We start from the raw sequence: 26,556 nt of genomic DNA, 5'->3' as shown, positions 1-26,556 counted from the left end.
CGTGTCTTTCAGGAGGCAAAAGGGGAAGAAATGGATGAAAAAAGGGTGGTCAAGACCAGCGGGTCCAGATGCGCGGCCACTGCGGCCGGGCTGGGTTCTGCCAGCCACGGCACGATGCCCAGGCACGGAGCACCTTGTAGTTGAAGGCGCAGGCGCAGCGTCGCTACATTCTCCTCGACCCAGGGCATGGCCGGGCTGACGCTGTTGCCGACCCAGCCGGCCAGGCACAGGCCACGGGCGCGCACGGCCTCCGCCGTGAGCAATGCATGGTTGATGCAGCCGAGGCGCAAGCCCACCACCAGCACCACCGGCAACTGCAGGTCGCCAGCCAGATCGGCGCTGTCCCAATCGGGGCCCAGCGGGACGCAAAAGCCGCCGACACCTTCGACCACCAGCACCTCCGCGCGGGCTGCCAGCGCATCGACTGCGTGCAAGATGGCGGCGCGGTCAATGCGTTGGCCCTGGCGTGCCGCGGCAATGTGCGGCGCACAGGCGGTTTCAAACTGGAAGGGGCCGACCTCGGCGTTGCTCATGGCCAGCGCACTGGCGTCGCGCAGGGCGCGGACATCGTCGTTGACCCACTGGCCGTCAATCAGGCTGGTGCCCGCCGCCACCGGCTTGAAGCCGGCACTGCGCCAGCCCGCCTGTGCCAGCCAGTGCAGCAGTGCGGCGCTGATGCGCGTCTTGCCCACTTCGGTGTCGGTGCCGGTGACGAAGCAGCCACGCAGTGGTGTGTGTGGTGTCATGCCAGTGCGCCGGTCAAATTCAGGGCGGCGCGCGCCAGACCGTCGACCAGCCGCTGCACATCGTCTGTGCTGTGCGCCGCGCTGAGCGTGATGCGCAGGCGGGCCGTGCCGGCCGGCACCGTTGGTGGGCGGATGGCCGGTACCCACAGACCCTGGGCATCGAGGGCGGCCGCCAGCGTCAAGGCGGCGGCGTTGTCGCCGACGATCAGCGGCTGGATGGCCGTGCTGGAGTCCATCAGCTGCCAGCCGAGCGCCGGGTTCGCCGCGATCAACGTGGTTAGCTGTGTCCGTAACAAGTGGATCAACTGCTGCAAATGCGTGCGCCGCTGCTCACCTTCTGCGCCGCCGATCAGCCGCAGGCTCTCGCGCAGCGCATGGGCCACGGCCGGTGGGGTGGCGGTGGTGTAGATGTAGGTGCGGGCTGACTGCACCAGCCAGTCGATGATGGTCGGGTGTGCGGCGACAAAGGCGCCGCCCAGTCCCGCCGCCTTGCCGAGCGTGCCCATGTAAATCAGGCGCTCGCTGCACAGGCCAAAGTGCGACAGGCTACCGCGCCCCTGGGCGCCAAGCACGCCAAAGCCATGGGCGTCGTCCACGATCAGCCAGGCGTCGAAGCGTTCGGCCAGCGCCAGCAATTCAGGCAGCTCGGCCAGATCGCCGTCCATGCTGAACACGGCATCGGTCACGATCAGCTTGATCGGTGTGGTGCAGCGTTCGAGCTGGCGGGCCAGCATGACCAGGTTGCGGTGGGGGTAGCGCTGCAGCGGCGCCTTGGCCAGTCGCGCGCCGTCGATCAGCGAGGCGTGGTTGAGTTTGTCGGCGAAGATGGTGGCGCTGGCATCGCCCAAGGCGGTGAGCAGCGCGACGTTCGCCATGTAGCCGGTGCAAAAGGTCAGCGCCCCGGCCTGCGGGATGCACGGCGTCAGCCACGCGGCCAGATCATTTTCCAATTCGGCATGGGCGCGCGAGTGGCCGCTGATCAGGTGCGAGGCGCCGCTGCCGGCGCCAAATTGCTGCGCCCCTTGAGCCAGTGCCTGGATCAGCGCCGGGTGATTCGCCAGGCCCAGGTAATCGTTGCTGCAAAACGCGAGCAACTCACGCGCGGGCTGGCCGTCCCGGCTCACCCACTGGTGCGGCGCGCAGGGCGACTCGGTGATGCGCCGCTGGCGCTTGAGCGCCTGCGCTTCACGCTCAAGCAGTTGGCGGTTCAGGTGGTCGATCAGCATCAGGGGGACTCTGGTTCAAAACATCGTTCAGCGTGGCCAGCAAGCGGTCGGCCAGCCATTGCGACAGGGCGTCGTCCAACACATAGGGTGGCATCAGGTAGACGGTGCGCCCGATCGGGCGGATCAGCAGTTCGCGCTCGCGGCCCGCCAGGTGGAAGCGTTCGGCAAAGCGCGGGCCAATGAGGGGCTCGCGCACATCAAAGGCCCAGATCATGCCCCGCTGGCGGAAATGTTCGATGCGCGGGTCGCTGGCCAGGGGCGCTAGCGCAGCGGTCAGCGCGGCGGCCCGTTGCCGGTTGTTGCGCAGCACGTCGTCCTGCTCGAAGCGGTCGAGCACCGCCAGCGCCGCGCGGCAGGCCAGTGCATTGCCGGTGTACGAGTGCGAATGCAGAAAGCCGCGTGCCACGTCGTCATCGAGAAAGGCCTCAAAGATGCTGTCGCGCGACAGCACCAGGGATAGCGGAAGGTAGCCGCCGCTGATGCCCTTGGACAGGCAGAGCAGGTCGGGCCAGATGGCCGGCTCACCCGGCAGTGCGGCCTGCTCGAAGGCAAAGAAAGTACCGGTGCGGCCACAGCCTACTGCAATTTCGTCGGCAATCAGCGTCACCTCATACTGGTCGCACAGTGCGCGCACGGCACGGAGGTAGGCCGGGTCGTACAAGGCCATGCCGGTGGCGCCCTGCACCAGAGGCTCAAGGATGAGGGCGGCAATGTGCTCGTGCCGCGACGCCAGCAGCGCCTGCAGCTCTGCTGCGGCGCGCAAGGCTACATCAAGGGCGGTCTCGTCCGCTACGGCCTGGCGTGCGTCAGGTGACATCACCTGGTGCGAGCGCATCAGCAGTGGGTCGTAGGCATCGCGGAACACCGCGACATCGGTGACGGCCAGCGCGCCCAGCGTTTCACCGTGGTAACCCTGGCGCAGACAGACGAACTCGCGTTTGCTAGGGCGGCCGCGATTGCGCCAGTGGTGAAAGCTCATCTTGAGCGCGATCTCCACCGCCGAGGCGCCGTCACTGGCGAAGAAACAATGCCCGAGCACCCCGCCGGTCAAGGCCGACAGACGCTCGGCCAGTTCTACCGCCGGGGCATGGGTACAACCGGCCAGCATGACGTGCGCCAGGGTGTCGAGCTGATCCTTGAGCGCCGCATTGAGGCGGGCATCGGCATGGCCGAACAGGTTGACCCACCAGGAGCTGCTGGTGTCGAAGTAACGTCGGCCTGTGTCATCAAACAGCCACGGCCCTTCGCCACGCGCAATCGCCAGCGGCGGCACGGTCGCTGCACGTTGCATCTGGGTGCAGGGGTGCCAGACGGCAGCCAGACTGCGCTCGGCCAGCGAAGCGGCGGGCAGTGCGCCGGCAACTGGTGTTATCACAGGCGCTGGGTCGGCACCTTGTGGCGCAATTCGGTTTGTTTGTTTTTGTCGTCGACAAACACCAGTTGCGGCTCATGCCCGGCAATCTGGTCGTTGTGCACCTGGGCATAGGCGGCAATGATGATCAGGTCGCCGACGGCGGCACGGCGCGCGGCTGAGCCATTGACCGAGATCATGCCGGAGCCACGTTCGCCCTTGATGGCGTAGGTTACGAAGCGCTCGCCGTTGTTGATGTTCCAGATATGAATCTGCTCGTTCTCAATGATATTGGCGGCTTCCAGCAGGTTTTCGTCAATCGCGCAGGAACCTTCGTAATGCAGTTCGCAGTGGGTGACGGCGACACGGTGGATTTTGGATTTGAGCAGGGTGCGAAACATAGGATGTTCTCGGAATAAATAGGGATGGACAGGGCGTTGTGGTGCGCGGCTTCAGGGCTTCATTTCCAGCGTGCAGGAATCGCCCACGGCTTCGCGCCAGACGCGAATGCGGGCCAGCTGCGGGCCCATATCGGGCAGCGCATGGGCGATGAACAGGCACAGATTTTCCAGCGTTGGCGGGCCCAGGTCCGGCACCTCGTCGAGCATGTGATGGTCCAGCCGCTCGCGGACCTCGCCCAGGCGCTGGCGCAGGTGGCCGAGGTCGATCACCATGCCGGTTACCGGGTCGAGCGGGCCTGCCAGCCAGACCTCGGCGTGGTAAGTGTGGCCATGAATGCGGCGGCTGCCCTCGGCCTCGATCTCCCGTTTCAGGGTATGGGCAGCGTCGAAGAAAAAGCGTTGACTAACGGTGAATTGCATGGGTTCGGGCTTAGCGTATGCCGCTGATTTTGTGGGTTTGTAGACTCAGTCGCCAAGCTGGTTGAGCCAGACAAGCGGCGATGCAAGTGTTGAGATTGGCGGCCTGGTCAGGGCCGTCCATCGGTTGCAGGAAACGGTGGGCGAACTCACCGGTGGCCGCCATCGCCTGCAGGTCCAGGCTGGGTTGTGGCCAGACCAGCTTGAGCTCCTGGCCCTGCTGCTGCACCCAGGGTGCGCCCGCTTTGGGGCTGACGCAAAGCCAGTCGATGCCGGCCGGTGCGGCCAGCGTGCCGTTGGTTTCCACGGCAATACGGAAGCCGCGTGCGTGCAGTGCGTCGATCAGGGCCGGGTCGACCTGTAACAGGGGCTCGCCGCCGGTCAGCACGGTCAGCCGGTGCGCCCGGTCGCCGGCGGGCCAGAGGGCCTCAATTTGCTTGGCCAGGTCATCGGCCTGCGCATACTTGCCGCCCAGCGTGCCGTCGGTGCCGACAAAGTCGGTGTCGCAAAAGCGGCAGACGGCGCTGGCCCGGTCGCTCTCGCGGCCGGTCCAGAGGTTGCAGCCGGCAAAGCGGCAGAACACGGCCGGCATACCCGCCTGCGAACCCTCGCCCTGCAGGGTGTAAAAAATCTCTTTGACGCTGTAGACCATTACGCCCCCACGCTGGGCCCGGCGGCGTGCGACGGCGTCAGCACCGTGCTGACCGCTTTGGGCAGCAAATGCGGGTAGTCGCGGCTGAAATGCAGGCCGCGGCTCTCATGGCGGGCCTGGGCGCTGCGCACAATCAGGTCTGCCACCTGCACCAGGTTGCGCAACTCCAGCAAGTCGCGCGTCACGTGAAAGTGGGCGTAAAACTCCTGGATTTCACCTTGCAGCAGGGCGATGCGGTGGGCCGCGCGCTCCAGCCGTTTGTTGGTGCGCACAATGCCCACGTAGTCCCACATGAAGTGGCGCAATTCGTCCCAGTTGTGCGAGATCACCACCGCTTCGTCGGCGTCGGTCACGCGGCTGTCGTCCCAGACGGGCAGTGCGGGCGCCGGCGCCACGGGGGCCTGCTCGATCGCCTGTGCCGTGGCTTGGGCAAACACCATGCATTCGACCAGGGAGTTGCTGGCCAGCCGGTTGGCGCCGTGCAGGCCGGTGCAGGCCGTTTCGCCGATGGCGTACAGGCCCGTCACGTCCGTGCGCCCCGCCAGATCGGTGAGCACGCCGCCGCAGGTGTAATGGGCGGCTGGCACCACCGGGATCGGTTGTTTCGAGATGTCGATGCCCAGTTCCAGGCAGCGGGCGTAGATGTTGGGGAAATGTTCCTGCAGGAAGCTCAGCGGCTGGTGCGAGATGTCCAGATAGACGCAGTCCAGCCCGCCTTTTTTCATCTCGAAGTCGATGGCGCGCGCCACCACGTCGCGCGGCGCCAGTTCGGCGCGCGGATCGTGCTTCGGCATGAACCGTGTGCCATCGGGCAGCAATAACCGGCCGCCTTCGCCGCGCACCGCTTCGCTGATCAGGAACGACTTGGCGTGCGGGTGGTACAGGCAGGTGGGGTGAAACTGGATGAATTCCATGTTCTGCACCCGGCACCCGGCGCGCCAGGCGGCGGCAATGCCGTCGCCGGTGGCGGTATCGGGGTTGGTGGTGTACAGGTACACCTTGCCGGCGCCGCCGGTGGCCAGAATGGTGTGTGGCGCCTGGAAGGTCAGCACCTCGTCGGTGGCTTCGTCCAGGGCGTACAGGCCCAGGCAATGATTGGGACTGGCGGCGTCGCCAGTGTGTGAGCCCAGCTTGGCGTCGGTGATCAGGTCCACCAGTGTGTGGTTTTCAAACAGCGTGATGTTGGGCGTCTGGCGCACGCGCTCAATCAGGGTGCGCTGCACGGCCGCGCCGGTGGCGTCGGTCACATGCACAATGCGCCGCGCGCTGTGGCCGCCTTCGCGCGTCAGGTGCAACTGGCCGTCTTCCTCGGAAAAGGGCACGCCCATTTTTTGCAGCCAGGCAATCGCCTTGGGCGCTTGCTCCACCACAAAACGGGTGGCGGCCAGGTCGCACAGACCGGCACCGGCCACCAGCGTATCGTCCACATGGGCCTCAAAACTGTCGTCCTTGCTCCAGACCGCCGCAATGCCGCCCTGGGCCCAGCCGCTGGAGCCTTCGTGCACCGCACGTTTGGTGATGACGGCCACGCGCCGGGTCGGGGCCAGCAGCAAGGCGGCGTTCAGTCCGGCCAGACCGCTGCCAACAATCAGCACGTCAAAATGATAGGTAGAGGATGTCACAGGGGTGTCAGGGTTTGCGTCTTCACGCAGGTGAGTAGGCCAGGCGGACGTAAATCGGGGCAAAGACCTCGGCCTGGGTGATTTCGATCAATGTTTCTTTGGCAAGTTCCAGCATGGCGATGAAGGTGACGACCAAAACCGGGGTTCCTTTGCTGGCGTCAAACAACTCTTCAAATTCGACAAAGCGGCGCCCCTGGAGTTTTTTCAGCACCAGGGTCATGTGTTCGCGCACGGAGAGCTCTTCGCGGGTGATCTTGTGGGTTTGTACCAGTTTGGCACGCTTCAGGATATCGCGCCAGGCCTCTTGCAGGTCCACCGCGCTCACATCCGGAAAACGCGGTTGCAGGGATTGTTCAATAAAGACCTGGGCCTTGAGGAAGTCGCGGCCAAACTGGGGCACGGCATTGAGTTTGGCACCGGCCAGCTTCATGCGCTCGTATTCCAGCAGCCGGCGCACCAGCTCGGCGCGCGGGTCTTCGGCTTCCTGCCCCTCCGCCACTTTTTTGGGCGGCAGCAGCATGCGTGACTTGATTTCAATCAGCATGGCGGCCATCAGCAGGTATTCGGCCGCCAGCTCCAGATTGCGGCCGCGAATTTCATCGACATAGACCAGGTACTGGCGCGTCACGCCGGCCATCGGAATGTCCAGAATATTGAAATTTTGCTTGCGGATCAGGTACAGCAGCAGGTCCAGCGGACCTTCAAACGCTTCCAGGAAGACTTCCAGCGCATCCGGCGGAATGTACAGATCACGCGGCATGGCAAACAACGGTTCACCATACAGCCGGGCGACCGCGACGTTGTCGACGACGTCCGGCATGCCCGCCAGAGCAGAGGCCGTGGCCTGAGCGAGCGCGCTGCTGTCTACGGATACAGTCATGGATTAGCTATTAATTGAGTAGCTGCTTGCGCCCTGAATACGGGGGCTAGAGGCCAATTTGGCTAAATTAATTGGCTATTTGGCGTCGGTCTGGTAGACGTAGGGCTTTTGGTCGACCTCCGCCGCCCGGTACTCGCTCCAGGCGCTGCGGTCCACTGATTTGTCCCACAGCAGTTCGCGGCCCTGGCGCTGCTTGGCCTCCAGCGCCGGGTCTTTGGCCTTGAGTTGCGTGATGAACTGGGTTACATCAGATTGGTACTTGGGACGATAAAAAATATTCATGAACTAAACCTCTTTGCCGCATTTTACCGGGGCCGGCGTTGCCGTTGGCGCCGTTCCACAGCGAGTACTATCAGTTACACGTGTATTCAATTCTGATTTGTACCGACATTAAATGAACGGTTTCCCCCACTTCGCCACTTGGGTCCACCTCGACTGGGTCCTGGTGGTCGTCGTCGCCTGGCTTCTGATCGGCGTGTTGGGCGTGTTGGCACTCAAGCAATTCCGGTTGGTGGCCAACGTGCTGTTTCCGGTGAGTGGCCTCTTGTCCCTGATGTTGCTGGGACTGGCCTTGAGCGCGGCAGGCAGTGGACCCGAGGTAGCGGTGCTCCCTATCGGCTTGCCCCAGTTGCCCTTTCACCTGCGGCTCGACAGTTTGTCGGCCTTCTTCCTGATCGTGATTGGCGGGGTGTCGGCCGGGGTGTCGCTGTTTGCCGCCGGTTATTTTCGCCAGGGTGAGGGCACGCCGCCCGGCTTGATCTGTCTGGAATACCACGTTTTTCTGGCCAGCATGGCCATGGTGGTGATGGCCGACGATGCCTACGCCTTCATGGTGGTCTGGGAAACGATGGCTTTTTCGTCGTTTTTCCTGGTGATGGCGAACCACCGGATTGCCGAAATCCGCAACGCCGGTTACCTCTACATGCTGGTGGCGCATATTGGTGCCCTGGGCATTCTGCTGTGTTTTGGGGTGTTGCAAGCCAATACCGGCGACTACACCTTTGCCAGCATGCGGGCCCAGCACTTGTCGCCGTTCTGGGCTTCAGTCGCGTTTGTTCTGGCCGTTTTTGGCTTTGGCGCCAAGGCCGGCATCCTGCCGCTGCATGCCTGGTTGCCGGAGGCGCATCCGGCGGCACCGTCGCCGATGTCGGCCTTGATGAGTGGCGTGATGCTGAAAATTGCGCTCTACGGCATTTTGCGGGTGTCGTTTGATCTGTTGCAAACGCGCATCTGGTGGTGGGGTGTGCTGCTGATGGCGCTTGGCCTGGCGACCGCGCTGTTCGGCGTCATCTTCTCCACGGTGCAAGTGGAAATGAAGCGTCTGCTGGCTTATTCCTCGATTGAAAACGTGGGTTTGATGTGCGTCGGCTTCGGTTTGTCGCTGCTGTTCTCAAGCTACGGCATGACCGCGCTGGCCGCCCTGGCCCTGACGGCGGCTTTGTACCATGTGCTGAGCCACGCCTTCTTTAAAAGCCTGCTGTTCTGCAGCACGGGTGCCGTGCTGCATGCCACCGGCGAGCGCAGCCTGGGCAAACTGGGTGGCCTGATTCGCTACATGCCCTGGGTGGCCTGGCCCAGTCTGATTGGGGTGTTGGCCTGCGCCGGTTTGCCGCCTTTGGGGGGCTTTGTGGCGGAGTGGTTGCTGCTGCAAAGCTTTCTGTTCACCACCGGGCTGCCCAGTTCGTTCCTCAACATGCTGGTGCCCGTGGTGGCCGCGCTGATTGCGCTGATCGCCGCGCTGTCCGGCTTCACCATGGTCAAGTACTTTGGCGTCATCTTTTTGGGTCAGCCGCGGGAAGAAAAACTGTCCCATGCGCATGATGTCGCCGGCTGGGAACGCATGGGCATGCTCTGGCTGGCCGCAGGTTGCGTGGTGCTGGGGCTGATCCCCAGTCAGGTGATTACGCTGATGGACCCGGTGACGCAGTTGCTGGTCTCGGCCGGCCTGGCGCAGACGGTGGCGGCCAGTGGCTGGTTGCTGGTGCCGGTGAGCATTGAACGCGCCAGCTACGCGCCGGCTATTTTCTTGCTCGGTGTGATGGCCTGCTTTGGCGTGGCTTACCTGCTGGTGCGCAAGCTGTACAGCGGGCGGACCCGCCGCGCGCCGCCCTGGGACTGCGGTTATCCCTGGCAAACCGCCCGCATGCAGGACACGGCCGAAGGTTTTGGCCAACCGATCCGGCAAATCTTCGAGCCCATGTTCCGCATGAAGCGGGAGTTGCCGACGTCCTTCGATGAACAGCCGCGCTACCGTGTCGAGGTGGAGGACCCGCTGTGGCACTGGCTGTATTTGCCGCTGGCGGCGCTGGTCGAGCGCATCTCTAAAGTGATTGGGCTGTTGCAGCAAGGGCGCATTGCGGTCTATCTGATGTACAGCTTTGTGACCCTGATCGTGGTGCTGCTGGTGGTGAAGCAATGAGCCTCCTAGGCCTCGTATCCCAGCTGATGGCGATCGTGATGGCGCTGCTGTTGGCGCCCCTGTTGAGCGGCTGGGTCAATCAATGGCGTGCCCGCCTGCAGAACAAATCGGCGCCCGGCCTGCTGCAGCCGTACCGCGTCCTGCACAAGCTGTTCAACAAGGAATCGGTGCTGGCCGAGCACGCTTCGACCCTGTTTCGCATGACGCCCTATATTGTGTTTGGCTGCATGCTGCTGGCCAGCGCCATCATCCCGACCTTGTCGACCGACCTGCCGTTGTCTCCGGCGGCCGACGCCATCGCGCTGGTCGGTTTGTTCGCCTTGGCGCGGGTGTTCATTTCCTTGGCGGCGATGGATGTCGGCACGGCCTTCGGCACGCTCGGTGCGCGGCGTGAAATGCTGGTCGGCTTTCTGGCCGAACCCGCGTTGCTGATGGTGCTGTTTTGCGCCTCCATGATTTCCCGCTCGACCTCCCTCACCACCATCGTCGAAACGCTGGCGCACCGCGAGCTGGCAATCTACCCCAGCCTGCTGGTGGCCGGTGTGGCCTTCACCATGGTCTCGCTGGCGGAGAACGCCCGGGTGCCGGTGGACAACCCGGAAACCCATCTGGAACTGACCATGATCCACGAGGCCTTGATCCTGGAGTATTCCGGGCGCCACCTGGCCCTGCTGGAATGGGCCGCCAGTCTGAAATTGTTTGCTTATTCCTGTATCGGTCTGGCGCTGTTCTTTCCCTGGGGGGTGGCCGAAGCCAATGCACCGCTTGCGTTACTGCTGGCGCTGCCTGTGCTGGTGATCAAGCTGGCGATCGGCGGCATCGCACTGGCGTTCATCGAGACGGCCAATGCGAAGATGCGCATTTTTCGCGTGCCGGAATTTCTGGCCACCGCCTTTTTACTGGCGGTGATCGGACTGCTGGTCAACATCTTGTTGGGGACCGCATGATCAAGCTCGTGCCCCAGTTGATCAACCTGTTTGCGACCCTGATTCTGATGCTGTCGTTTGCCATGATCTCGCAGCGACGCATTGTTTCCCTGATCAATCTGTTCATGTTGCAGGGCGCGGCGCTGGTGGCGGCGTCGATCCTGCTCGGTTATGCCACGCATCAGCCCGATCTGTATGTGTCGGCGGCCATCACTCTGGCGCTTAAAGTAATCCTGATCCCCTGGCTGTTGCACCGGGTGATCCGGCAGTTGAACGTGCGCTGGGATGTGGAAACGCTGATCAACATTCCGACCACCATGCTGGTCGGCATCGGGCTGGTGATTTTTTCCTTCAGTCTGGCCTTGCCGATCTCGCGTCTGTCTTCTTCCATGGCCGGCGGCTCGCTCGGCATTGCGCTGGCCTGTGTACTGCTGTCCTTCATGATGATGATCACTCGCTCCAAGGCGGTGCCGCAGGTGATCGGCTTTTTATCCATGGAAAACGGCCTGATTTTTGCCGCTACCACGGTCACCAGTGGCATGCCGATGATTGTGGAATTTGGCATTGCACTGGATGTGCTGGTGGGGGTGCTGATTCTGGGGGTGTTCATGTTCCAGATCCGGGAGAAATTTGACAGCCTGGACATCCACAACCTCGAAAAACTGAAGGAAGACTGACCGTGCCCGCCCTGTTTTTTGTTTTGGGTATTCCGCTGCTGGGCAGTCTGGTTCTGGCGGTCACCGGCCACCGTGATGTCGCCCGTAACCTCAATGTTGCGTTCAGTTTTGGGACTTTTGTTGCCGCCTGTTTTCTAACCGCTCAGATCATCGCCGATGGACCGACCCTGGTCTGGGATCAGCAATTTTTCATCGATCCGCTGAATGTATTTTTGGTCACCCTGACTGCTTTTGTCGGGCTGACTACTTCCATTTTTTCGCGGCCCTACATGCGGGTCGAACAAGACAAGGGCAAGATGACGCCGCCCCGCATGCGCCTGTACCACGGCATGTACCAGTTGTTCAGCTTCACCATGCTGCTGGCGTTGACCACCAACAATCTGGGCATTCTGTGGGTGGCGATGGAGGCCGCCACCCTGACCACGGTGCTGCTGGTCAGCGTCTACCGCACGGCGGCCAGCCTGGAGGCGGCCTGGAAGTATTTCATTCTGTGTGGCGTCGGCATTGCCCAGGCGCTGTTCGGCACCGTGCTGCTGTACATGGCCGCCGAAAAAGTGCTGGGCCCCCAGGGGGCCACCTTGTTGTGGACCAATCTGGATGCGATCAAGCTGCAGCTGGACCCGGCCATCGTCACGCTCGCCTTTGCTTTTCTGTTCATCGGTTACGGCGCCAAGGTCGGCATGGTGCCCTTGCACAGCTGGCTGCCCGACGCGCACGCTGAAGGGCCGACGCCGGTGTCGGCCGTGCTGTCGGGTCTGTTGCTGAATGTGGCCATGTACGCCGTGCTGCGCTGCAAGGTGTTGACCGACGGTGCCTTGCAGACGCCGCTGGCCGGTCAACTCATGATGGGGTTCGGTCTGTTGTCGGTGGTGGTGGCTTCGTTCTTTTTGTCGCGCCAGAAAGACGTCAAGCGCATGTTTTCTTATTCGTCGATCGAGCACATGGGCCTGATCACCTTTGCTTTTGGCATGGGCGGACCGATTGCCAACTTTGCCGGCTTGCTGCACATGACGGTGCATTCGCTGATCAAGTCCGCCATTTTCTTCACGGTCGGCCACGCAACGCAAAAAGCCGGCACCCAGATCATGAGTGAGATTCGCGGTCTCATCAAAGTCAATCCAACGGTGGGCTGGGGCCTGATGTTGGGGGTGATGGCGATTTTGGGCATGCCGCCGTTTGGTGTCTTTGCCAGCGAGTTCCTGATCCTCACGACCGCGATGCGGGAGCAACCCTGGGCGACACCGTTCTTGTTCATCGCGCTCGGTGTGGCTTTTGCCTCGATGCTGGTCCGGGTGCTGCCGATGGTGTTTGGCGAGACCTCACTCAAGCCGCTGGCCCATCCGCCCGCCCTGCTGCCGGTGTTTGTGCACCTGGGTCTGGGGTTGATGCTGGGTTTGTATATTCCTGCCTACCTGAATACCTGGTTTGTGCAGGCGGCCCGCATGTTGGGAGGTTGAGTTGATGGAAATTTTCGGTTTGAACCTCACGCTGCAACGCCTGCTGGCGCCCGTGCCGGTGTGGCGCGCCCGCGTCACGGCCGCGGACTGGGTGCCTGCCGCCATGGCCGTGCGCGAGGCCGGTGGTCGGCTGCTGGCCTTGTGGGGCGGGGCGCAGGCCGCGGAGGCGACGGTGTGCGTGGCCTATGTGCTGGCCGACGGGTTGCTCTGGCTGGAGTTGCCGCTGCCGAGTGGCCAGCCCAGCTACCCCGACCTGGCGCCTGTTTTTCCGGCGGCCAGCCGGATGCAGCGGGCCGCGGCAGATTTGTCGGGTATCTTCGCCGAGGGTGCCCGGGACCAGCGCCCGTGGCTCAATCATGGGGCCTGGCCCACCGGTTATTTCCCCTTGCGTCACACGAGCGAGGCGTCGCAAATGTTTCCCGACGCGCTGCTGCTTGACTACGCCTTCGTCCGCGTCGAAGGCGACGGCGTGCATGAGATCGCGGTGGGTCCGGTGCATGCCGGCGTGATCGAGCCCGGGCATTTTCGCTTCTCAGTGGTCGGCGAAAAAGTGCTGCGCCTGGAGCAGCGGCTGGGCTACACGCACAAGGGCATCGAGCAGCGCATGACGCAGTTGCCCCCGTTGCAGGCGGCCCGTCTGGCGGGTCGGGTGTCGGGTGATTCCACGGTGGCGTATGCCTGGGCCTATTGCATGGCGCTGGAAACGGCGGCCTCTTGCGACCTGGCCCCGCGAGCCGCCTGGTTGCGCGCTTTGATGCTGGAGCGTGAGCGGGTGGCCAACCATCTGGGCGACTTGGGCGCACTGGGCAACGACGCGGCTTTTGCCTTTGGCCTGGCCCAGTTCTCGCGCCTGCGCGAAGACTGGCTGCGTCTGGCCAAAGAGGCGTTTGGCCATCGCTTGATGATGGACTGCGTGGTGCCGGGTGGCGTGGCTCGCGACCTGGAGTTGATGCACATCACGCAACTGAGCCAACAATGCGATGTTATTGAGCGCGAAGTGCAGACGCTGCGTTCGATCTACGAGGATCATGCCGGTTTGCAAGACCGCTTCATGAGCACCGGGCGCGTGAGCCCGGCGCTGGCGGCGCAATTGGGGTTGACCGGTCTGGCCGGCCGCGCCAGTGGTCAGGCGCATGACCTGCGCTGCGACCACCCCGGCGTGCCGTATGACAGTTTGCAGGTCAAGTTGGCCAGCCAGCGCAATGGCGATGTGGCGGCTCGGGTGGCGGTGCGATTCGACGAGGTCTTTGAGTCGCTACGGCTGATCCGGCAAATGCTGGCGGAACTGCCGGCCGGTCCGGTCTGTCAGCCACTGTGTTTGCCCGAGCCGGCAAGCCGGGGCGTGGGTTGGGTCGAGGGCTGGCGGGGCGAGGTTCTGGTGGTGCTTGAACTGGATGAGGCCGCCCGCCAGCACCGCATTCGGCGCTGCCATTTCCACGACCCTTCCTGGCAAAATTGGCCGGTGCTGGAGCACGCCATCATGGGCAATATCGTGCCCGACTTTCCGCTCATCAACAAGTCGTTCAACCTCAGTTATGCAGGGCAGGATTTATGATCTGGAAGATTGTCAAACAGATCGCCAAAAACGGTATTCGCAGCGAGCCGGCGCCTGATTCCAGTGACGGGGTACGGGCTGAGGTTGGGCGCATTCAGGACGATGTGCTGGCCATTCTGGGGCAGGCCCTGACCATCCGCATGGTGGATGCCGGTTCGTGTAACGGTTGCGAACTGGAGATCAGCGCCCTGGGCAACCCGTACTACAACATCGAAGGCCTGGGGATTAAATTTGTCGCCAGTCCGCGCCATGCCGACATGCTGCTGGTGACCGGGCCGGTCTCGCGCAACATGGCAACCGCATTGCGGCGCACCTTTCAGGCCATACCGGAACCCAAGCTGGTGGTGGCGGTCGGCGATTGTGGCTGCGACGGCGGCATTTTTGGTGAGAACTATGCAAGCTGCGGGCCGGTGTCCAGCGTGATTCCGGTGGATGTCTGGGTGCCTGGCTGCCCGCCGGCGCCGATCGAGATTTTGCGCGGAATTTTGACCGCCGTGCGCCGTTGCCGCAGCGCGCCAACCGACCCCGTTTACTGATCCTGATCCTGCTCGGGATGATGCGGGTCAATCCAGTTTTTCGCATCGTTGAGGACCGGACGCCAGACCAGGAGGAGCAACAGGATGGACAGCGGCACCGTGGCGAGAAAGCCAATGGTCTTGAAGCCAATGGCGCCCATCAACCCGCCGACAAAGAAACTGCCGATCAGGGTGACGTGGATACGCAGTTTATGGCGGTTGGCCATGACCAGCTTGTCGCGCGTCATGCGGTTGATGTAGAACAGCTTGCCGAGCTCAATCCCCAGATCGGTCACCAGACCGGTGACGTGGGTGGTGCGAATTTCAGCGTGCGAGATTTTGGTGATGACGGCGTTTTGCAGGCCCATGATGAAGCACAGCACCAGCACGGTCAGCGGCACAAACAGACCGGCAAAAAAGTTGATGCCCGTGCCAAACAGGCCAAACAGCAGCAGCAAGGCGGCTTCCAGCAGCAAAGGGCGGCCATAGGCGCTTTGTAAATTTCGACGCAGCCCCCAGTTGACCATCCAGGCGGTGGTCATGGCGCCGCCGATGAACGACAACAAGGAGGCCAGCCCGGCGAGAGCCAAGGCGATTTGGCCCAGCACCAGGTTGTCCGCCACCGACGACACAATGCCGGACATGTGCGACGTGTATTCCCCGACCGCCAGGAAGCCCCCCGCGTTGGTCGCGCCCGCAACGAAGCAGAGTGTCGCGCCCAGGCGGATATTGTTTTGGGAGGTCCGCTGGACCGAGGTCCAGCCGCGCAGTTGGGGGATCATGTCGCTGTGGTCTTAATGCACCCGCATGCCCGCTTGCGCACCGGCCGACGGCTCCAGCACATAGATGCCGGGGTTGGCTTTTTCATCGGCATGACTGGCCGCCAGCACCATGCCTTCACTGATACCAAACTTCATCTTGCGCGGTGCCAGGTTGGCCACCATCACGGTGAGTTTGCCGATCAGGTCTTCGGGCTGGTAGGCGCTGGCAATGCCGCTGAAAACGTTACGCAGCTTGCCTTCACCCACATCCAGCGTCAGGCGCAGCAGCTTGGTGGAGCCCGCAACCGCTTCGCAATTCACGATCTTGGCGATGCGCAGATCAATCTTGGCGAAGTCGTCAATGCTGATGGTAGGGGCGATTTCTTCGCCACCGGGCACTACTAATTCAATAGCTGCCTGCGCAGGTTCCACGGGGGCTGGAGCCTCAAACAAGGCTTCAAGTTGCTTGATGTCGACGCGCTGCATCAGGTGCTTGTAGTCGCCAATGCGGTGGCCGGCACCCAGCGCCTGGCTGGCCTGGCCAGACGCCAGCGGCGCACAGCCGAGAAAGGCCTCGACCTGTGCGGCCAGCGCCGGCAGCACCGGCTTGAGGTAGGTGGTGAGCACGGCAAAGGCTTCGATACAGACCGTGCACACATCCTGCAAGCGGGCGTCCATGCCTTCTTTCTTGGCCAGCTCCCACGGCTTGTTGGCGTCCACATACTCGTTCACGCGATCCGCCAGCAACATGGTCTCTCTGAGCGCCTTGGCATATTCGCGGGCTTCGTACAGTTGTTCGATGCTGGCGCGCTCAATGCGCAGCTGGTTGAGCAGCGCCGCGCCGTCGGTTGAAATTTCACCCAGCTGGCCGTCAAAGCGCTTGGCAATAAAGCCCGCCGCCCGTGATGCGATGTTGATGTATTTGCCGATCAAATCGCTGTTGACGCGCGCCATGAAGTCGTCGGCGTTGAAGTCGATGTCTTCGTTACGCGCATTGAGCTTGGTGGCCAGGTAGTAGCGCAGCCACTCGGGGTTCATGCCCAGGCCCAGGTACTTGAGCGGGTCCAGGCCGGTGCCCCGGCTTTTGCTCATTTTTTCACCGTTGTTGACCGTCAAAAAGCCGTGAACGAAGATGTTGTTGGGCGTCTTGCGACCGCTGAAATGCAGCGTGGCGGGCCAAAACAAGGTGTGGAACGTGACGATGTCCTTGCCGATGAAGTGGTACTGCTCCAGCTTTGGGTCGGCCATGTAGTCGTCATAGTTCTGGCCGCGCTTGTCCAGCAGGTTTTTCAGCGACGCCAAGTAGCCAATCGGCGCGTCCAGCCAGACATAAAAATACTTGCCCGGCGCATCCGGAATCTCTATGCCGAAGTAGGGTGCGTCACGGGAAATGTCCCAGTCGCCCAGCCCTTCGCTTTTTGAGCCGTCCTGGTTGGTGCGAACGGAAAACCATTCCTTGACCTTGTTGGCCACTTCGGGCTGTAACCGTGGCTTGCCGCTTTCGTCCTTGCCTTGCGTCCAGTCTTCCAGAAAAGCCACGCAGCGCGGGTCCGACAGCTTGAAGAAAAAGTGTTCCGAGCTTTTGAGCACCGGTGTCACGCCTGACAGGGCCGAGAACGGGTTGATCAGGTCGGTCGGCGCATACACGGCGCCGCAGACTTCGCAGTTGTCGCCGTACTGGTCCTTGGCGTGGCATTTCGGGCACTCGCCCTTGATGAAGCGGTCAGGCAGGAACATGTTCTTCTCAACGTCGAAGAACTGTTCGATCACTTTGGTCTCGATCAGTGAGCCGCCCGGATTGTCGCGCAGGTCGCGGTAGATCTGCCGGGCCAGTTCATGGTTTTCCGGACCATCGGTGGAGTGCCAGTTGTCAAAGCCGATGTTGAAGCCATCCAGATAGGGTTTACGGCCCGCGGCGATGTCGGCCACGAACTGCTGTGGCGTCTTGCCCACTTTTTCGGCCGCAATCATGATCGGCGCGCCGTGGGTGTCGTCGGCACCCACAAAATTCACCTCGTTGCCCATCATCCGTTGGTAACGCACCCAGATATCGGCCTGGATGTACTCCATGATGTGGCCGATGTGGAAATTGCCGTTGGCGTAGGGCAGGGCGGTGGTGACAAAGAGTTTGCGTGACATGGGGCGATGGACTTTCAGAAACAGCTTTTGATTTTAGTCGGGGCGAAATAATTTTTTTCAAAGTAGCCAAACCCCATCGGATGAGCCCTTGCACGTTTAAGCTGTGTACAAATAAAAGTGTTTCGGGAAAAAAATAATTATGTCGGAATCTCTGGCCCATTCCTGTGGGCATCTATTGGTAGACCATTTACGTGCCGTGGCGGATGGGGCTGCTGGGTTTTCCAAAGCGTTTGACTCCAATGGCGCTTGCGCTCGCTGGGCCTATCTGGCCGGGCTGTGGCATGACCTGGGCAAATACCGCCCGGGATTTCAGCGCTACTTGAGGCAGTCGGACAAGCCCGACGATGCGCATATTGAGGGCAAGGTGGGTGGGCGAGAGAAAACGCACTCTGCCGCCGGGGCTTTGTGGGCCTTGCAAGCGCTTGAAAAAACGCACGGTGCCAACGGCAAACTCGCCGCTCGTGTTCTTGCCTACTTGATCGCGGGCCATCACGCAGGGCTGGACGACTGGGATGGCGGCCTCAAAGAGCGGCTCTCGAATACCGATTGCCAGACAGAATTGAAAGAGGCCTTGGCCGCCCAGCCACCAGCCAGCATTCTTGATTCGGGCGACTTTGTTCCCGATATCAGCAAAATATCCGGCGGTGCAGCGGGTTTTGCGCTTTGGGTTCGCTTGCTGTTCTCCTGCTTGGTCGATGCCGACTTTCTGGACACCGAGGCGCACTTTGACGCTGGCAAACCCGCCCGACGCGACGGTTTCCCGACACTGGATCAAATGCGCCTCGCTTTGGACGCGCACATGCTCGCCAAGGCCGCCGAAGCCACGCCCTCCGAGGTCAACACCTTGCGCGCCGACATCCTGCGCCAGTGCCGCGACAAGGCCGCGCTACCCGCCGGGTTCTTCTCGCTCACGGTGCCGACCGGCGGCGGCAAGACTTTGTCCAGTCTGGCGTTTGCCCTGAATCACGCGCAAACGCACGGCAAGCGCCGCGTGATCTACGCCATTCCCTACACCAGCATCATCGAACAGACCGCCGACGTGTTTCGCGACGTGTTCAAAACGCTGGGGGATGAAGTCTTGATTGAGCATCACAGCCAAGCTGATGCCGCTGACCGGGACGAAACCATGCGCAGCCGCCTCGCCTGCGAGAACTGGGATGCCCCGCTGGTCGTCACCACCAACGTGCAGTTGTTCGAGTCGCTGTTTGCCGCCAAAACCTCGCGCTGCCGCAAGCTGCACAACATCGTGAACAGCATCATCGTGCTGGACGAAGCGCAGCAACTGCCGCCCGAGTTTTTGCAGCCCATTCTGGATGCGCTGAACCTGCTGGTGAAGCACTATGGCGTGACCGTGGTGCTGTGTACCGCCACCCAGCCCGCGCTGAATACGACCAACTACTTCGACAAGAGCAAAGACCTGCGCGGGCTGGAGAACGTGCGCGAAATCATCGACAACCCCGACGCCCTGTTTGATGCACTCAAACGGGTGAACGTAGAACTGCCGCCAGACTGGAATATATCCACGCCGTGGGTTGATATGGCCGAAAAAATTGCCGCCGAAGACTGTGTGCTGGCCATCGTCAGCACCCGCAAAGCCGCCCGCGAGTTGCAGCGCTTGCTGCCGCCCGGCACCTTGCATTTGTCGGCGCTGATGTGTGGCGCGCACCGAAAAACTGTCATCGACCAGATCAAGGTGCGGCTCAAATCTAAGCGTGACGGGCACGACCTGCAACCGCTGCGAGTGGTCAGCACCCAGTTGGTCGAGGCCGGGGTGGACATTGATTTTCCGGTGGTGTATCGCGCCCTGGCCGGGCTGGACTCGATTGCGCAGGCAGCGGGGCGCTGCAACCGCGAAGGACGACTGGACGGCAAGGGCCGCGTCGTCGTCTTCGTGCCGCCCGAGCCGCCGCCTTTGGGGCACTTGCGCAAAGGGGCGCAAGCCTGCATCAGCACCTTGCATGGCCAACATGCAGACCCGTTGGCACGCGCTTTGTTTGCCAGCTACTTTCGGCAGTTTTATAGCACCGTCGATCTGGACAGCAAAGGCGTGTGCCGTTTGCTAACGGTGAAAGACCGCCAAACGCTGGGCGTGCAGTTCCGTTCAGCGGCCGATGCCTTCCGCCTGATTGATGATCAGGATTCGGCCTCGGTCGTGGTGCGCTATGCGGAGCATCGTGACGAGATTGAAAAACTGCTTGGCATGTTGGCCGCAGAAGGCCCGGCGCGCTGGCTGATGCGAAAGCTGCAGCGCTACACCGTCAGCATCCACAAGCGCGTGGCCGACAAGATGCTTGCGCAGGGCGACTTGACGCTGCCGATGCCGGGGCTTTATGCGCAAGTGAATGCGGACAACCTTTACGACCCAACGCTTGGCTTGAAGCTGAATGATGATTTATACAATCCTGGTGGCTTCGCCCCTTGAAAGAATGCAATGACCCATTTTTGTCTTGAAGTTTCCGGCCCTTTCGCCTGTTTTACCCGTCCTGAAATGAAGGTCGAGCGCGTTTCGTATGACGTGATGACGCCCTCGGCGGCGCGCTCTATTTTTGAGGCCATTTTGTGGAAGCCCGCTATTCGCTGGCGGGTGCATCGCATTGAAGTGCTCGAGCCCATTCGGTGGATTAATTTGCGACGCAATGAGGTGAAATCCGTAATTTCCGTCGATAGTGTCAAGAGCGCAATGAAGCTCGGTTATGGCATGTTGGGGTTGGATATCGAACCTGATCGCCAACAGCGAGCGGGCTACTTCTTGCGCGATGTGGCTTACCGCATCCACGCTGATTTGTCGCTTGCATCGGGCTGCAACGAACCCTTGATGAAATACGCCGAAATGTTCACGCGTCGCGCCAATAAGGGGCAATGCGTGAACCAGCCGTATTTGGGTTGCCGGGAATTTGCCGCCGCATTCAGCCTGGTGACGCCCGATGCATCCGCCGCGATGCCTATTGGCGAGACCCGCGAGTTGGGCTGGATGCTGCATGACTTGGACTTCACCCACCCCGCCGACCCGCAGCCTCGCTTTTTCAACGCCAGGATGCTGGCAGGCGTGATTGAAGTTCCGCCATTTGAGGATGCACGCGGATGATTCTCCAGGCACTCAATGACTACTATCGCCGTAAATGCGACGATGCGGACCCAGCGCAGCGCTTGCCTGCCTTTGGATTGGAGCAAAAAGAAATCCCCTTTGTATTGGAGATCACGACCGAGGGTGAACTGGTTCAGTTGCTTGACACCCGTACATTGAACGAGAAGAAGAAAAAAGTTGCGCAAACATTTCGTGTCCCGCAGGGGGTCAAAAAGACCTCCGGTGTTGCGGCCAATTTACTGTGGGACACGCTCGAATACGTGCTGGGTGTGGACACAAAAGGCAAACCCGAACGGGTGGCAGAACAGCACGCTCATTTTGTGGCCCGCATTGAAGCTCTGCCACAAAGCGCCCGCGACGACGCAAGCATTCAGGCTATTTTGAAATTCTTCGGGAGTTTCAATTTGACCCAACTCGAAGCGCAACCCACTTGGGCGCAAGCGCTGGAATCCAATGCAGTAATGAGCTTTCGCCTGCATCGTGACATTGATCTGGTTTGCCAACGTCCCGCAGTTGTCAAAGCCGTGCTGAACGTGGCGACTGATCCCAACGAACGGCTTTCGATGTGTCTGGTCACCGGTGACGATGCGCCCATCCAGCGTTTGCACGCTTCCATCAAAGGCGTGTGGGGTGCGCAGTCATCCGGCGCCAACATCGTCTCTTTCAACGCCCGGGCCTTCGAGTCCTACGGCAAGACAGAGCGCCAAGGTGAAAACGCGCCGGTGAGTCAAGCGGCGGCTTTTGCCTACACCACAGCCTTGAATCACTTGCTGCGCAAAAACTCAAACCAGCGCATTCAGGTGGGTGACGCCTCCACCGTGTTTTGGGCAGACCGGGATTCAGAGTTTGAATCTGTAGCTGCCGATATTTTTGGCGATCCACCGAAAGACGATCCCGACAAAGGTGCCCGGGCACTGCATGCGCTGCTGTCTGCCATTCAGTCGGGCCAACACGGCGGGCAGGATGACAAAAACCGCTTTCATGTACTGGGCCTGGCCCCCAACGCCGCCCGCATCAGCATTCGCTTCTATCACTGCCTGCCGTTGGCTGAATTGGGTAAACGCATCAGCCAGCACTTTAAAGACCTCGAAATGGCGCGTGGCCTTTATGACCCGCAGTACCCGAGTCTGAAACGCTTGTTGCAAGCCGTGTGCTTGTCTACCAACAGCCAGCCCTTTGGCGACATCGACAGACTTCCGCCGAATCTTGGCGGCGCCATTGTTGATGCTGTTTTTACCGGGCCAGACGTGCCTTATCCCAGCGCGTGGCTGAATGCTGCGGTGGGGCGCTGCCGGGCTGAACAAGCAAAGAAGACGCAGCAAGGTAAGCAGGCGCCAAACGTTCCTTATGCAAGAGCAGCAGTTGTCAAAGCCTGCCTCAATCGCCAAATTCGCCGTTCATCTGTCACACCCACCAACCAGCCCCCCGAGAAGGAGTTTTTGCCCATGCTTGACCTTACCAATACCAACCCTGCCTACCGGCTGGGGCGGCTTTTTTCCGTCCTGGAGCGGATTCAGGAAGCGTCCGCAGGCGGGCCGGGCAAGCTAAATTCAACCATCCGGGACCGCTACTACGGCGCGGCATCAAGCACGCCCGTTGCTGTTTTCACCACCTTGCTGCGATTGAAAAATGCCCACTTGAAGAAGTTAACAGTCGGTCAAGCGGCATGGTTCGAAAAGCTGTTAGGCGAGATTCTGGATTCTGTGACCGACTTCCCCAAACATTTTCCGCTGCCCGACCAAGGCCGCTTTGCGCTGGGCTACTACCACCAGCGGCAAGACTTCTTTGCCAAAAAACCTGACGACTCCACCCCCATCACCGAAGGAAATCCATCATGAATCTCGCCAACCGCTACGACTTTGTTCTCATTTTTGACGTGAAAGACGGCAACCCCAACGGCGACCCCGACGCTGGCAACATGCCGCGCATGGATGCGGAGTCGGGCCATGGGCTGGTGACGGATGTTTCGCTTAAACGCAAGATTCGCAATTTTGTTGGGCTGGTCAAGGATCAGGATGTGCGCGAACCCGAGGCGGGTGAAAAGCGCTTTGAGATTTACGTCCGCGAGAAAGCAATTTTGAATCATCAAAATCAGCGCGCCTATGCTGCACTGAAGCTAGATGCCGTTGAATTGCCTGATGAAGACGATGCAGCTATTGCCGTGGAAGAGGTGGATGCCAAGAAGAAAAAAGCCCCGAAAGAAAAGCGTAAAGGTGGAGCGGACGACGTAGGCAGTGCGCGGCAATGGATGTGCCAAAACTTCTTTGACGTGCGTACTTTTGGTGCCGTCATGTCAACCAAAATTAACTGCGGCCAAGTACGCGGCCCGGTACAGCTCACTTTTGCCCGCTCGGTTGAGCCCATCGTGGCGCTGGAGCACTCCATCACTCGCATGGCCGTTGCCACTGAAGCCGAGGCTGAAAAGCAGCAGGGCGACAACCGCACCATGGGCCGCAAACACACCGTGCCCTATGGCGTCTATGTGGCCCACGGCTTTGTTTCCTCTTTTCTCGCCAAGCAAACCGGGTTTGGCGACGACGATCTTGAATTGGTGTTCCAGGCGTTGGCGCAAATGTTCGAACACGACCGCTCTGCCGCACGCGGCGAAATGTCCACGCGCGGGTTGTATGTGTTCAAGCACGACAGCGAACTGGGCAACGCCCCGGCGCATGCCTTGTTTGACCGCCTGCAAGTCAAGCCCGTCGAGGCGGGTGCCGTTGCCCGCAGTTTTGATGCGTATTCGGTTTCATTTGATGGTCAGGGTTTGTCGGTCGGGCAATCAATTCAGCCCGCTCCCGGCGTTACGCTGACGAGAAGATGCTGAAACACGAGTCAATTTGAAGGGCCTCAAGATGAAAATCTTCCCCGCTGAATTCGATGGACAAACCATTCGCCGCGTGTACGACGAAGCCACTGAAATCTGGTGGTTTTCGGTGATTGACGTGGTACAGGTGCTGACTGAAAGCACCTATGCCAATCGGTACTGGTCTGACCTGAAGCGCAAGTTGGCGCAGGAAGCAGGCTCTGAGCAACCTTACGAGAAAATCGTAAGGTTGAAATTAACGGCACCGGACGGCAAGCAGCGTGACACCGATTGCGCCACAGCCGAGACACTGCTGCGCCTGGTGCAATCCGTCCCCAGCCCCAAAGCCGAGCCCATCAAACGCTGGCTCGCCAAGGTCGGCTACGAGCGCATGCAAGAGCTGGCTGATCCGGCCTTGTCGCTGGACCGGGCGCGCCAAACCTGGCAGCAGCACGGGCGCAGCGACAAGTGGATTGCGCAACGCATGACCGGGCAGGAAACGCGCAACAAGCTCACCGACTACTGGCGCGACCATGACATCAAGGAGGGCAGCGAGTTTGCCATCCTGACCAACATCATTCACCAGGAATGGTCCGGGGTCAGCGTCAATGAGCACAAGGACATGAAGGGCCTGAAAAGCCAGAATCTGCGCGACCACATGAGCGAGGCGGAACTGATTTTTACGGCGCTGGCCGAGCTGTCCACCCGGCAAATCTCTGAAAGTGTGGATGCCACCGGCCTGCCGCAAAACAAAACGGCCGCCAAAGCGGGTGGCCGCATTGCCGCCCAAGCCCGCAACCAACTGGAGAACCAAACCGGCAAGTCGGTGGTAACGGGCGAGAGTTTTTTGCCGCCCACGGCGAAAAAAACCGTGAAGAAGTTGCCCAAAGCGTAAGGCACACATCATCGCAAACTGTATGGACGAGTCTGAAAAAATTCCCCTGTCTGCCCTGCAACACTGGCGCTATTGCCCGCGCCAGTGCGGCCTGATTCACCTGGAGCAGGTGTTTGATGAAAACATCTACACCCTGCGTGGCCAGGCGCTGCACGCCAAAGTTGACCAGCCCGGCGTTGAAACCGCCAAAGGCGTGCGCGTCGAGCGCGCCTTGCCGCTGTGGCATGACGACATAGGTTTGCTGGGTAAGTCCGACGTGGTAGAGTTTTTGGCCGGAGGCGTGCCTTATCCGGTCGAATACAAACATGGCAGCCGCAACAAAGCCGCCGACATTGCCGCGTGCGACGACCTGCAACTGGCAGCCCAGGCGCTGTGCCTGCAAGCCATGACCGGAAAACCCGTCAACGAGGGCGCCCTTTACTACGCCACCTCCAAACGCCGCCGTGTGGTCGAAATCACAGACCAACTGCGTGCAGACGTGGCGCAAACCGCCGATGCCATTCGCCACATGTTGACCAGCGGCGAATTGCCCCCGCCCTTGGGTGCCGAGCAGGCAGTCAAACGCTGCAAAGCCTGCTCGTTGCAGGAACGCTGCCAACCACAAGCCACGCACAAGGGCTTGATTGCCGCTCGTGCCGCCCTGTTTGACCCCGACGCCTAGCGCCTTCTGTGAATTGGCTTGACCATGCAACTCCTTAACACCCTCTACATCACCACACCCGAGACCTATTTGCGGCTCGATAACGACACCCTGCGCGTTGAAGTGGAGCGCGAGACGCGGCTGCGCGTGCCCTTGCATCACTTGAGTTCGGTCGTCTGTTTTGGCCATATTGGTTTGTCGGCGCCGCTCATGCACCGGCTGGCCGAAAGCGGCATTGCGCTGGTTCTTCTGGATGACAATGGCCGCTTCAAAGCCCGTCTGGAGGGCGCGGTCACCGGCAACGTGTTGCTGCGCCAAGCGCAGTTTCAGCGCGTGGCCGACCCCGCCTTCACACTCGACATGGCCCGTGCCAGCGTAGCGGGCAAGATCAAGAACACCCGACAAGTGTTGCAACGCGGTGCCCGCGAGGCCAAGGTAGAAGATGAAGCCAAGGTGCTGACGCGTTTGGCCGATGACCTCGCCGCCGCCCTGCGTGCATTGCCCGAGGTCACAGACCTGGACAGCCTGCGCGGCGTGGAGGGTTCCGCCGCGCGTCAATATTTCAGCGGCTTGAGTCTGCTGGTGCGCCCCGATCAGCGGGCCGCTTTTACGATGGACGGACGCACGCGTCGGCCGCCACGCGATCGCTTCAACGCCATGCTGTCTTTTTTGTATGCAATGTGGATGAACGATTGCCGCAGCGCGCTGGAGGCTGCCGGGTTGGACCCACAAGTGGGCTTTTTGCACGCCTTGCGTCCCGGTCGTGCCGCTTTGGCGCTGGACTTGATGGAAGAATTTCGTCCCTGGGCTGATCGACTGGCCCTGACGCTGATAAACCGGGGCCAGCTGGGTGCGGATGATTTTGTGTTGCGCGAGGGCGGTGGCGTGCTGTTAGAACCGGATGCGCGCAAGGCCGTTGTGGTGGCGTATCAGGAGCGCAAGAAGGATGAAATCAATCACCCCCTGCTGGCGCAATCCGTGCCGCTGGGACTGGTGCCCTTGGTGCAGGCCCGCTTGCTGGCGCGCGCCATGCGCGAAGACGGCGCACCCTATGTGCCCTTTGTGGCGAAGTAAAGGCTGAAGATGCTGGTGCTTGTTTGTTATGACGTCAGTACCGAAACCAAAGCGGGGCGCCGCCGCTTGCGCCGAGTGGCGCGAGTTTGCGAGGGCATAGGGCAACGGGTACAAAAATCGGTTTTTGAATGCCAGTTGGATATCGCAAAATTTGAAGCCCTTGAGCGCGAATTACTGTCAGAAATCGACCCTAAGACAGACTGCCTGCGTTTGTACCGCATACCAGCCACACGCGGATTTGAAGTGCTTGAGCATGGCGCATTTATTGCCGTGGATTTTGATGCGCCGTTGGTACTTTGATTGATGCTATTTGCC

At 61.1% G+C, this 26,556-nt stretch carries 25 protein-coding genes; 14 read left to right on the top strand and 11 right to left on the bottom strand.

Annotated elements, in window-relative coordinates; all coding sequences use genetic code 11:
- Window positions 1–8: 8 nt before the first annotated feature.
- From bioD to HHJ17_RS01335, 9 genes are all read right to left on the bottom strand, one after another.
- Window positions 9–746, bottom strand: coding sequence for a dethiobiotin synthase (gene bioD / locus HHJ17_RS01375; RefSeq protein ID WP_296500335.1), 738 nt, complete (start codon window positions 744–746; stop codon window positions 9–11).
- Window positions 743–1,972 carry an 8-amino-7-oxononanoate synthase gene (gene bioF / locus HHJ17_RS01370; protein WP_296504782.1) on the bottom strand — a complete coding sequence of 410 codons (1,230 nt, stop codon included), beginning with the start codon at window positions 1,970–1,972 and terminating at the stop codon, window positions 743–745. The genes bioD and bioF overlap by 4 nt, the downstream gene beginning before the upstream one ends.
- The gene (bioA, locus tag HHJ17_RS01365) at window positions 1,938–3,347 is read right to left on the bottom strand and encodes an adenosylmethionine--8-amino-7-oxononanoate transaminase (protein WP_296504780.1); all 1,410 of its coding nucleotides are present in this window, start codon (window positions 3,345–3,347) and stop codon (window positions 1,938–1,940) included. Before bioA ends, bioF begins: the two co-directional genes overlap by 35 nt.
- Window positions 3,344–3,724, bottom strand: a complete 381-nt coding sequence (panD, locus tag HHJ17_RS01360; protein ID WP_296500331.1) for an aspartate 1-decarboxylase — start codon at window positions 3,722–3,724, stop codon at window positions 3,344–3,346. Before panD ends, bioA begins: the two co-directional genes overlap by 4 nt.
- A 51-nt stretch (window positions 3,725–3,775) precedes the next feature.
- Complete coding sequence (locus HHJ17_RS01355; RefSeq protein WP_296500329.1) at window positions 3,776–4,144, bottom strand: 6-carboxytetrahydropterin synthase; 369 nt, start codon at window positions 4,142–4,144, stop codon at window positions 3,776–3,778.
- A gap of 10 nt (window positions 4,145–4,154) precedes the next feature.
- Entirely contained in the window at window positions 4,155–4,793 is a 639-nt protein-coding gene (gene queE / locus HHJ17_RS01350) for a 7-carboxy-7-deazaguanine synthase (RefSeq protein ID WP_296500326.1), read from the bottom strand.
- On the bottom strand, window positions 4,793–6,415 hold the full coding sequence (gene nadB / locus HHJ17_RS01345) for an L-aspartate oxidase (protein WP_296500324.1): 1,623 nt from the start codon (window positions 6,413–6,415) through the stop codon (window positions 4,793–4,795). The genes queE and nadB overlap by 1 nt, the downstream gene beginning before the upstream one ends.
- Window positions 6,416–6,437: 22 nt before the next feature.
- Window positions 6,438–7,295: a ScpA family protein gene (locus HHJ17_RS01340; RefSeq protein ID WP_296500322.1), complete on the bottom strand. Its 858-nt coding sequence runs from the start codon at window positions 7,293–7,295 to the stop codon at window positions 6,438–6,440.
- A 75-nt stretch (window positions 7,296–7,370) separates the two neighbouring features.
- On the bottom strand, window positions 7,371–7,577 hold the full coding sequence (locus tag HHJ17_RS01335) for a DUF3460 family protein (RefSeq protein ID WP_296500321.1): 207 nt from the start codon (window positions 7,575–7,577) through the stop codon (window positions 7,371–7,373).
- Window positions 7,578–7,689: 112 nt separating this feature from the next.
- On the opposite strand from HHJ17_RS01335, the gene hyfB reads away from it, so the two are divergent.
- Genes hyfB through HHJ17_RS01305 form a run of 6 tightly spaced genes read left to right on the top strand, consistent with a single transcriptional unit; the run spans window position 7,690 to window position 14,865 of the window.
- Complete coding sequence (gene hyfB, locus HHJ17_RS01330) at window positions 7,690–9,714, top strand: hydrogenase 4 subunit B (RefSeq protein ID WP_296504778.1); 2,025 nt, start codon at window positions 7,690–7,692, stop codon at window positions 9,712–9,714.
- Window positions 9,711–10,661 carry an NADH-quinone oxidoreductase subunit H gene (locus HHJ17_RS01325; protein WP_296504776.1) on the top strand — a complete coding sequence of 317 codons (951 nt, stop codon included), beginning with the start codon at window positions 9,711–9,713 and terminating at the stop codon, window positions 10,659–10,661. Before hyfB ends, HHJ17_RS01325 begins: the two co-directional genes overlap by 4 nt.
- Window positions 10,658–11,317, top strand: a complete 660-nt coding sequence (locus tag HHJ17_RS01320; protein WP_296504774.1) for a formate hydrogenlyase — start codon at window positions 10,658–10,660, stop codon at window positions 11,315–11,317. The genes HHJ17_RS01325 and HHJ17_RS01320 overlap by 4 nt, the downstream gene beginning before the upstream one ends.
- Window positions 11,318–11,319: 2 nt before the next feature.
- On the top strand, window positions 11,320–12,774 hold the full coding sequence (locus tag HHJ17_RS01315; protein ID WP_296504773.1) for a hydrogenase 4 subunit F: 1,455 nt from the start codon (window positions 11,320–11,322) through the stop codon (window positions 12,772–12,774).
- Between the two features lie 4 nt (window positions 12,775–12,778).
- Window positions 12,779–14,329, top strand: a complete 1,551-nt coding sequence (locus tag HHJ17_RS01310) for an NADH-quinone oxidoreductase subunit C (protein WP_296504771.1) — start codon at window positions 12,779–12,781, stop codon at window positions 14,327–14,329.
- Window positions 14,329–14,865, top strand: coding sequence for an NADH-quinone oxidoreductase subunit B family protein (locus HHJ17_RS01305; RefSeq protein WP_296504895.1), 537 nt, complete (start codon window positions 14,329–14,331; stop codon window positions 14,863–14,865). The genes HHJ17_RS01310 and HHJ17_RS01305 overlap by 1 nt, the downstream gene beginning before the upstream one ends.
- Here the strand turns inward: HHJ17_RS01305 and HHJ17_RS01300 are convergent.
- Both HHJ17_RS01300 and metG read right to left on the bottom strand, forming a co-directional pair.
- Entirely contained in the window at window positions 14,859–15,626 is a 768-nt protein-coding gene (locus HHJ17_RS01300; protein WP_296504769.1) for a YoaK family protein, read from the bottom strand. The genes HHJ17_RS01305 and HHJ17_RS01300 overlap by 7 nt on opposite strands.
- A 12-nt stretch (window positions 15,627–15,638) precedes the next feature.
- Window positions 15,639–17,744, bottom strand: coding sequence for a methionine--tRNA ligase (metG, locus tag HHJ17_RS01295; RefSeq protein ID WP_296504767.1), 2,106 nt, complete (start codon window positions 17,742–17,744; stop codon window positions 15,639–15,641).
- A 139-nt stretch (window positions 17,745–17,883) separates the two neighbouring features.
- Here metG and HHJ17_RS01290 point away from each other — a divergent pair, with 139 nt between their 5' ends.
- Genes HHJ17_RS01290 through cas2 form a run of 8 tightly spaced genes read left to right on the top strand, consistent with a single transcriptional unit; the run spans window position 17,884 to window position 26,541 of the window.
- The gene (locus HHJ17_RS01290) at window positions 17,884–20,166 is read left to right on the top strand and encodes a CRISPR-associated endonuclease Cas3'' (protein WP_296500313.1); all 2,283 of its coding nucleotides are present in this window, start codon (window positions 17,884–17,886) and stop codon (window positions 20,164–20,166) included.
- Between the two features lie 9 nt (window positions 20,167–20,175).
- The gene (cas5c, locus tag HHJ17_RS01285; protein ID WP_296500312.1) at window positions 20,176–20,829 is read left to right on the top strand and encodes a type I-C CRISPR-associated protein Cas5c; all 654 of its coding nucleotides are present in this window, start codon (window positions 20,176–20,178) and stop codon (window positions 20,827–20,829) included.
- The gene (gene cas8c, locus HHJ17_RS01280; protein ID WP_296500311.1) at window positions 20,826–22,667 is read left to right on the top strand and encodes a type I-C CRISPR-associated protein Cas8c/Csd1; all 1,842 of its coding nucleotides are present in this window, start codon (window positions 20,826–20,828) and stop codon (window positions 22,665–22,667) included. Before cas5c ends, cas8c begins: the two co-directional genes overlap by 4 nt.
- On the top strand, window positions 22,661–23,653 hold the full coding sequence (gene cas7c, locus HHJ17_RS01275; protein ID WP_296500629.1) for a type I-C CRISPR-associated protein Cas7/Csd2: 993 nt from the start codon (window positions 22,661–22,663) through the stop codon (window positions 23,651–23,653). Before cas8c ends, cas7c begins: the two co-directional genes overlap by 7 nt.
- A 28-nt stretch (window positions 23,654–23,681) precedes the next feature.
- Window positions 23,682–24,527 (top strand): Bro-N domain-containing protein, encoded by an 846-nt coding sequence (locus tag HHJ17_RS01270; RefSeq protein WP_296504766.1) that lies wholly within the window; start codon window positions 23,682–23,684, stop codon window positions 24,525–24,527.
- A 22-nt stretch (window positions 24,528–24,549) separates the two neighbouring features.
- Window positions 24,550–25,188, top strand: coding sequence for a CRISPR-associated protein Cas4 (gene cas4, locus HHJ17_RS01265; protein WP_296500309.1), 639 nt, complete (start codon window positions 24,550–24,552; stop codon window positions 25,186–25,188).
- Between the two features lie 24 nt (window positions 25,189–25,212).
- A complete protein-coding gene (cas1c, locus tag HHJ17_RS01260; protein WP_296500308.1) occupies window positions 25,213–26,241 on the top strand; it encodes a type I-C CRISPR-associated endonuclease Cas1c in 1,029 nt (342 codons plus the stop codon).
- Window positions 26,242–26,250: 9 nt separating this feature from the next.
- Window positions 26,251–26,541, top strand: coding sequence for a CRISPR-associated endonuclease Cas2 (gene cas2 / locus HHJ17_RS01255; protein ID WP_296504764.1), 291 nt, complete (start codon window positions 26,251–26,253; stop codon window positions 26,539–26,541).
- Window positions 26,542–26,556: the final 15 nt, after the last annotated feature.

Source organism: Rhodoferax sp., from assembly GCF_012927445.1.
In the GTDB taxonomy this organism is placed as follows: Bacteria; Pseudomonadota; Gammaproteobacteria; order Burkholderiales; family Burkholderiaceae_C; genus Rhodoferax.
The sequence above is the reverse complement of the archived record's forward strand: the minus strand, read 5'-3'. Positions and strand labels throughout refer to the sequence as shown.